At 64.5% G+C, this 5,104-nt stretch carries 5 protein-coding genes; 4 read left to right on the top strand and 1 reads right to left on the bottom strand.

Annotation, left to right across the window (positions count from 1 at the left end; all coding sequences use genetic code 11):
* Positions 1 to 214: 214 nt before the first annotated feature.
* Positions 215 to 679 (bottom strand): AraC family transcriptional regulator, encoded by a 465-nt coding sequence (locus tag GY937_27995; protein ID MCP5060556.1) that lies wholly within the window; start codon positions 677 to 679, stop codon positions 215 to 217.
* A 109-nt stretch (positions 680 to 788) separates the two neighbouring features.
* Between GY937_27995 and GY937_27990 the strand changes: the two genes are divergently transcribed.
* From GY937_27990 to GY937_27975, 4 genes are all read left to right on the top strand, one after another.
* Positions 789 to 1,709: a hypothetical protein gene (locus tag GY937_27990; protein MCP5060555.1), complete on the top strand. Its 921-nt coding sequence runs from the start codon at positions 789 to 791 to the stop codon at positions 1,707 to 1,709.
* Complete coding sequence (locus tag GY937_27985) at positions 1,706 to 2,944, top strand: carbohydrate porin (protein MCP5060554.1); 1,239 nt, start codon at positions 1,706 to 1,708, stop codon at positions 2,942 to 2,944. The genes GY937_27990 and GY937_27985 overlap by 4 nt, the downstream gene beginning before the upstream one ends.
* An 87-nt stretch (positions 2,945 to 3,031) precedes the next feature.
* A complete protein-coding gene (locus tag GY937_27980) occupies positions 3,032 to 4,402 on the top strand; it encodes an amidohydrolase family protein (protein MCP5060553.1) in 1,371 nt (456 codons plus the stop codon).
* Positions 4,403 to 4,615: 213 nt separating this feature from the next.
* Positions 4,616 to 4,876 carry a hypothetical protein gene (locus GY937_27975; GenBank protein ID MCP5060552.1) on the top strand — a complete coding sequence of 87 codons (261 nt, stop codon included), beginning with the start codon at positions 4,616 to 4,618 and terminating at the stop codon, positions 4,874 to 4,876.
* Positions 4,877 to 5,104 lie beyond the last annotated feature (228 nt).

Here is a 5,104-nt window from a genome sequence, read left to right as displayed (position 1 = left end):
TCTTCCCGCTCTTGCGGATCAGCTCCACGACCTCGGCCTTGTATTCATCTGTGAACGATCGACGCTTCCGTTTTCCCATGACACACTCCTACCGCACTTTCGTGCGATCCGGGGTGTCCACGAGACCGGGGCAAGCTCACCTTTCGACCCGGAAGATCTGAATCGGAATCCGGAACGGCGGGCTGCGTCGCCCCCCGGCCAAATGATCAGATTTCTACGCTTCTGAGTGAGCGTCTACATGCTGGTCATGGCGGATGAGCCGGATGCCCTCCGAGGACTCCTCCAACTGTAGGCAGGCGTGCGTGCTGTGGCGCCCGAACTCACGAGCCAGGCGCGCCAGCGCCATCCAGAGAGTGGGCTCCGTCGCGAGTTGGCGGCCGAAGGCTCCAAGCGTCGCGATCGGGTCCGTCGTGGCCGCCTCGAGCCCATAGTTCGTGAGGCCTTGCTCCCTTTCGATTTGGTTGGCGAAACCCCAGACCTGCCGGCGGGCGATCATCTCCTGGGGACGCTCGAGGACGGATCCCGAAAGCCGCACCTGATCCAGATAGCGCTCCGTTCGGATGCCGAGCCGCTCGGCAGCCGCGACGAAGGGCTCGAGCTGAACCGCTCGAACGAGGGGAATTCCCACCGATCGAACGTGGGAGCTGGTGGACTGCTGGCTGTGAAACGGCTCGGACATTGCCGGAAATGGCTACCTCCTCGATCCGGTTGTCGCCATTCTATTTTCCTTACCGACATCGGCTCCCTCTGGAGCCGTCAGCAGCCGAGCCCCGGCCCAGGGAATCCACATGCGCATCCGGCCTGCCCACATCCTTGTCATCGCAGTGCTCGTCGGCTGGTCCCTGGCCGCTCACGCTCAGGACGGACAGCCGGTCGACGATCCGGGGGCCGTCGGCGCGCTGTCCAGTGCCCCGGTCGTCTCCGCGGACGGCGCCGGGAAGCCCACCGCCGACGAGATCGCGGCGCAGCTCGCCAACCCGAATACGCCCCTGGCCAGTCTCACCCTGAAGCTCCAGCACCGGATCTTCGAGGGGGACCTGCCGGACGCCGACGACCAACACGGGACGGGCATGCTCTTCCAGCCGAGCTTCCCATTCCCCAGAGCGAATGGGGACGTGGTCCTGTTCCGGCCTGCGATCCCGCTCCAGTTCGACCAGCCCGTATTCGATCCGACCGATCTGGGATTCGAGTCCGACTTCGGCCTGGGCGACATCGCCTTCGACCTGGCTTACGCGCGAACGACGAAGGGTGGCATCCTGTGGGCGGGAGGCGTGGTTTCAACCCTCCCCACAGCGACCCGCGACTCTCTCGGTGCCGACCGGTTCACCCTGGGCCCCGAGTTCCTGGTCGGCAAGCTGACGAAGAAGTACGTGATCGGCATGTTCCCCAGCCATCAGTGGAACGTCGGTGGGTCGGGTGACGCGGACATCAGCCTCACGAGCGTCCAGCTCTTCGGGACCTACCTGCCGGCGGGCGGGTGGAACGTCGGAACCTCGCCGATCCTCAGCTATGACCACAAGGCCAACCAGTGGACGATCCCGCTCAACCTCTCCTTCGGAAAGACTCTGATCCTCGGCGGCCGTCCGTGGAAGCTGAGCATGGAGATCAACTACTACGTCGAGCAGTCCGATGCCTTCGGCCCGAAGTGGTTGATCGGCTTCAACGTGGCGCCGGTGGTCGAGAACGTGCTGGCGACGTTGTTCAAGTGATCTCCTCGCGTCGCGTGCATTGGCTTCTGGCGGCTGCCATCGGCCTCGGAGTGGCGCCGGGCGCCGCGGCGGGCGCCGGCTTCGAGGGCCCCGACGGCGTCGAGAATCAGCTCGAAGAAGACGAGCGGCAAAAGCAGCCGCTGCTGGAGGCGGACTTCCTAGAGCGCTATCGCGGTTGGAAGAACCAAGTCCAGGAGGACACCGGCATTCACTTCGGTGGCGACTACAGCGCCCAGGCCCTGCTCTCGGACGAGAGCGTGGGCGACGACTTTGCGAGCAGCGGAATGGTTCGCTTCTTCGGCTCCTGGGACCTCGTCGACCGGAGCGGAGATCAGCCGGGCGCCCTCGTCTGGAAGGTCGAGCACCGCCACCGCTATTCCGACATCCCGCCCGGCGGGTACGGCTTCGAGGCGGGTTACGTCGGCGTGATGGCCGCGCCCTTCAGCAACCAACGTTGGCGCACGACGAACCTCTATTGGCGCCAGCGCTTCGCCGGAGGCCGCTTCAGCGTATTGGCGGGTTTCCTCGATGCGACGGACTACGTCGACGCCTATGCGCTCGCGAGCCCTTGGACGGGTTTCGCGAACCTCACCTTCAGCACGGGGAGTGCCAGCATCGCGCTACCGAACGACGCCATGCTCGGCGTTGCAGCGGCGGGGATGATCACCGACCACCTCTACGCCATCGCGGGGTTCGGCGATGCCAACGGCGACCCGGAAGACCCGTTCGAGGGCTTCGAGACCTTCTTCGAAGACCATGAGTACTTCTCGAGCTTCGAGCTCGGCTGGACCGCGTCCCAGGAACAACTCATGTCCGAAAACGTCCACGTGACCTTCTGGCACATCGACGAGCGCGACAGCGCGGCCACACCCAGCGGTTGGGGCGCGAACTTCTCGGCCTCGAAGCTCCTCGCGGAGAAGTGGATGCCCTTCCTTCGCGCGGGTTGGACACAGGACGGAGGCAGCCTGCTCGACCGCTCGGTGAGTGCAGGCTTCAGCTACCAGGCCGTCGAGGGCCGCGACCAGTTGGGGGCCGCCATCAACTGGGGCCGGCCCAACAAGGATGGCTTCGGCCCAGGTCTCGACGACCAGTGGTCCTTCGAGGTGTTCTACCGCTGGCAAATCTTCCGAGCGCTGGCGGTCACACCCAGCCTGCAGTTGGTCCTCGACCCGGCCCTGCATCCGAGCGAAAGCTCCCTGTTCATCCTCGGCCTGCGTCTCCGCTATGCGCTGTAGGCGCACGGCCATGCTCGAAAACACTTTTCCAAGGAGAACCCCGTGAACCACTCGAAGAAATTGACCCAGGCATGCAGCGCACTGCTCATGGCCTGGCTGCTGACGGTACCTGCGATCGCCCAGGATGCCGAGGCGCCCCGCCAGGTCCTGTTCACCAACGTGCACGTCTTCGACGGCATCAACGAGGCGCGCATCGAGAACGCCAGCGTGCTCGTCGAGGGGAATCTGATCAAGAAGGTCTCGAGCGGAACGATCGAGGCCGAGGGTGCCTTCAAGGTCGACGGCGGTGGGCGCACGCTGATGCCCGGCCTCATCGACATGCACTCCCACCTCTGCATCCAGAACGGAATGCTCGCGTTCCGGGACAGTTATGACGCGATGACGGCAGGAGCCTGGGTGGGGCATGCGATGGGCGACTATCTCGATCAGGGCTTCACGACGGCGCGCGACGCGGGGTGCAACATCCTCGGCGTCGCGAAGGCGGTCAACAATGGGATCCTCGCCGGTCCGAGGGTCTTTCCCTCTGGAGGGTTCTTGAGCCAGACAGGCGGGCACGGGGACACGGGAAACTTTTCCGACTCGATGCACTCCGTGGATACCCTCGAAGCGGCCGGCTTCGCGCACATCGTCGACGGCGTCCCCGAGGTCATCAAGGCGGCGCGCCAGAACCTGCGGAAGGGCGCCACTCAGATCAAGATCATGGCTGGAGGCGGCGTTGCCAGCGAGTTCGACCCGCTCCACATGGTCCAGTTCAGCCAGGAGGAGATGGAGGCGATCGTCGGCGTGGCCCGCGACTATGGAACCTACGTCCTGGCACACGCCTACCACGACACGTCGGTCAACCGCGCCATCGACGCCGGTGTTCGCGTGATCGAACACAACTTCCTGGTTTCGGAGGCGACGATCAAGCGGATGAAGAAGGAGGGGGTCGCTCTCTCCGTGCAAGCGGTCATGTCACTCGAAGCCTTCGGCAACCCCGAGGCGATCACCTTCTTCAGTGCCGACCAGAAAGCCAAGGCGGCGAGGGTGAACTCGGGCGCCACGCAGATGATGAAGTGGGCCGTGAAGCACGACCTGATCATGGTGACCGGCGGCGACATGTTTGGTCCCGATCTCGTGCGGCAGGCCGACAACATCCTCTGGTTCAATGACAAGATTGCCCAGAACCCCCATCTCTCCCTCAAGTCCGCGACCTCGAATGCGGGTGAGGTGTTGAGTTGGAGCGGCGGAATGAATCCCTACAAGGACGGCACGATCGGAACCATCGTCGAGGGCGGCTACGCCGACATCATCCTGGTCAACGGCAATCCTCTCGAAGATCTGACGGCGATCAAGCGGGATCGTGTGGACTTCGTGATGAAGGATGGACTGGTCTACAAGAACTGGCTTCCCGACGAAGAAGCGCCGCACTTCCAGCCGCCGGGACCGAAAGAAGGCGAGATCACGAGCGGCCTCTGAGACCGTGCGGTGCGCGGGGATCGCGCCGTGCCGAGCTCATCGCCGGGAAACAAGCAAAGGGCCAGTCCAGGCATGCGCTGACGAAGCCTCTTGTTCGCAATCACAGTGACCGCTTCGTTCCAGCCCGCCGTCTCGAGCGTTGACCTCCGTCAACGGTGAGATCCTGGCGCTCCGCGGCGATTTCTTGAACCCGACCCCGAAGGAAAGCTCGCCGTGATCGAAGAGGGTGCGTACGCGGACCTTCTCGTCGTGGGCGGCAACCCGCCCGAGGACATCTCCGCGGTCGGCGGCAGCGAGGCGTGGTTCGATGCACCGGACCGCGACGGCGTCGATACGATGCGGATCATCATGAAGGACGGCGCGATCTACAAGAACACGCTCCGATCGAGTCAACGAGGAGCAGCGGCTGGATTCCCATCGAGCCTGGGACCCTCCTGCGGCTCGTTGGCGTCCCGCGCGAACGACGCGCCCTAGGCGACTGCGGGGGAGAAGCGGGATCGGCCGCGGAGCGTGGGGTGCTCGGTGGAGTGGTTGCGGGGAGTAGGGTCTGGGGCGCCCGGGGCCGCGAAGGCTCCGGATCGGGTGTGAGCCGGGGTTGCCCTGGAAGCCGCCGAGGGTTTCATGTCCACGCCATCTTCCCATTCATCCGTTTGAGGTTCGTAGCCAAACACACGAGGTCCCACTCCCCGGTCACCTTCGTGA

This window comes from bacterium (assembly GCA_024228115.1).
Taxonomy (GTDB): Bacteria; Myxococcota_A; UBA9160; order UBA9160; family UBA6930.
The sequence above is the reverse complement of the archived record's forward strand: the minus strand, read 5'-3'. Positions and strand labels throughout refer to the sequence as shown.

What these genes read in the sequence shown, in the direction of transcription:
- GY937_27995 (MCP5060556.1), bottom strand. Translation starts at nt 679, where the DNA reads ATGTCCGAGCCGTTTCACAGCCAGCAGTCCACCAGCTCCCACGTTCGA.
- GY937_27980 (MCP5060553.1), top strand. Translation starts at nt 3,032, where the DNA reads ATGGCCTGGCTGCTGACGGTACCTGCGATCGCCCAGGATGCCGAGGCG.
- GY937_27990 (MCP5060555.1), top strand. Translation starts at nt 789, where the DNA reads ATGCGCATCCGGCCTGCCCACATCCTTGTCATCGCAGTGCTCGTCGGC.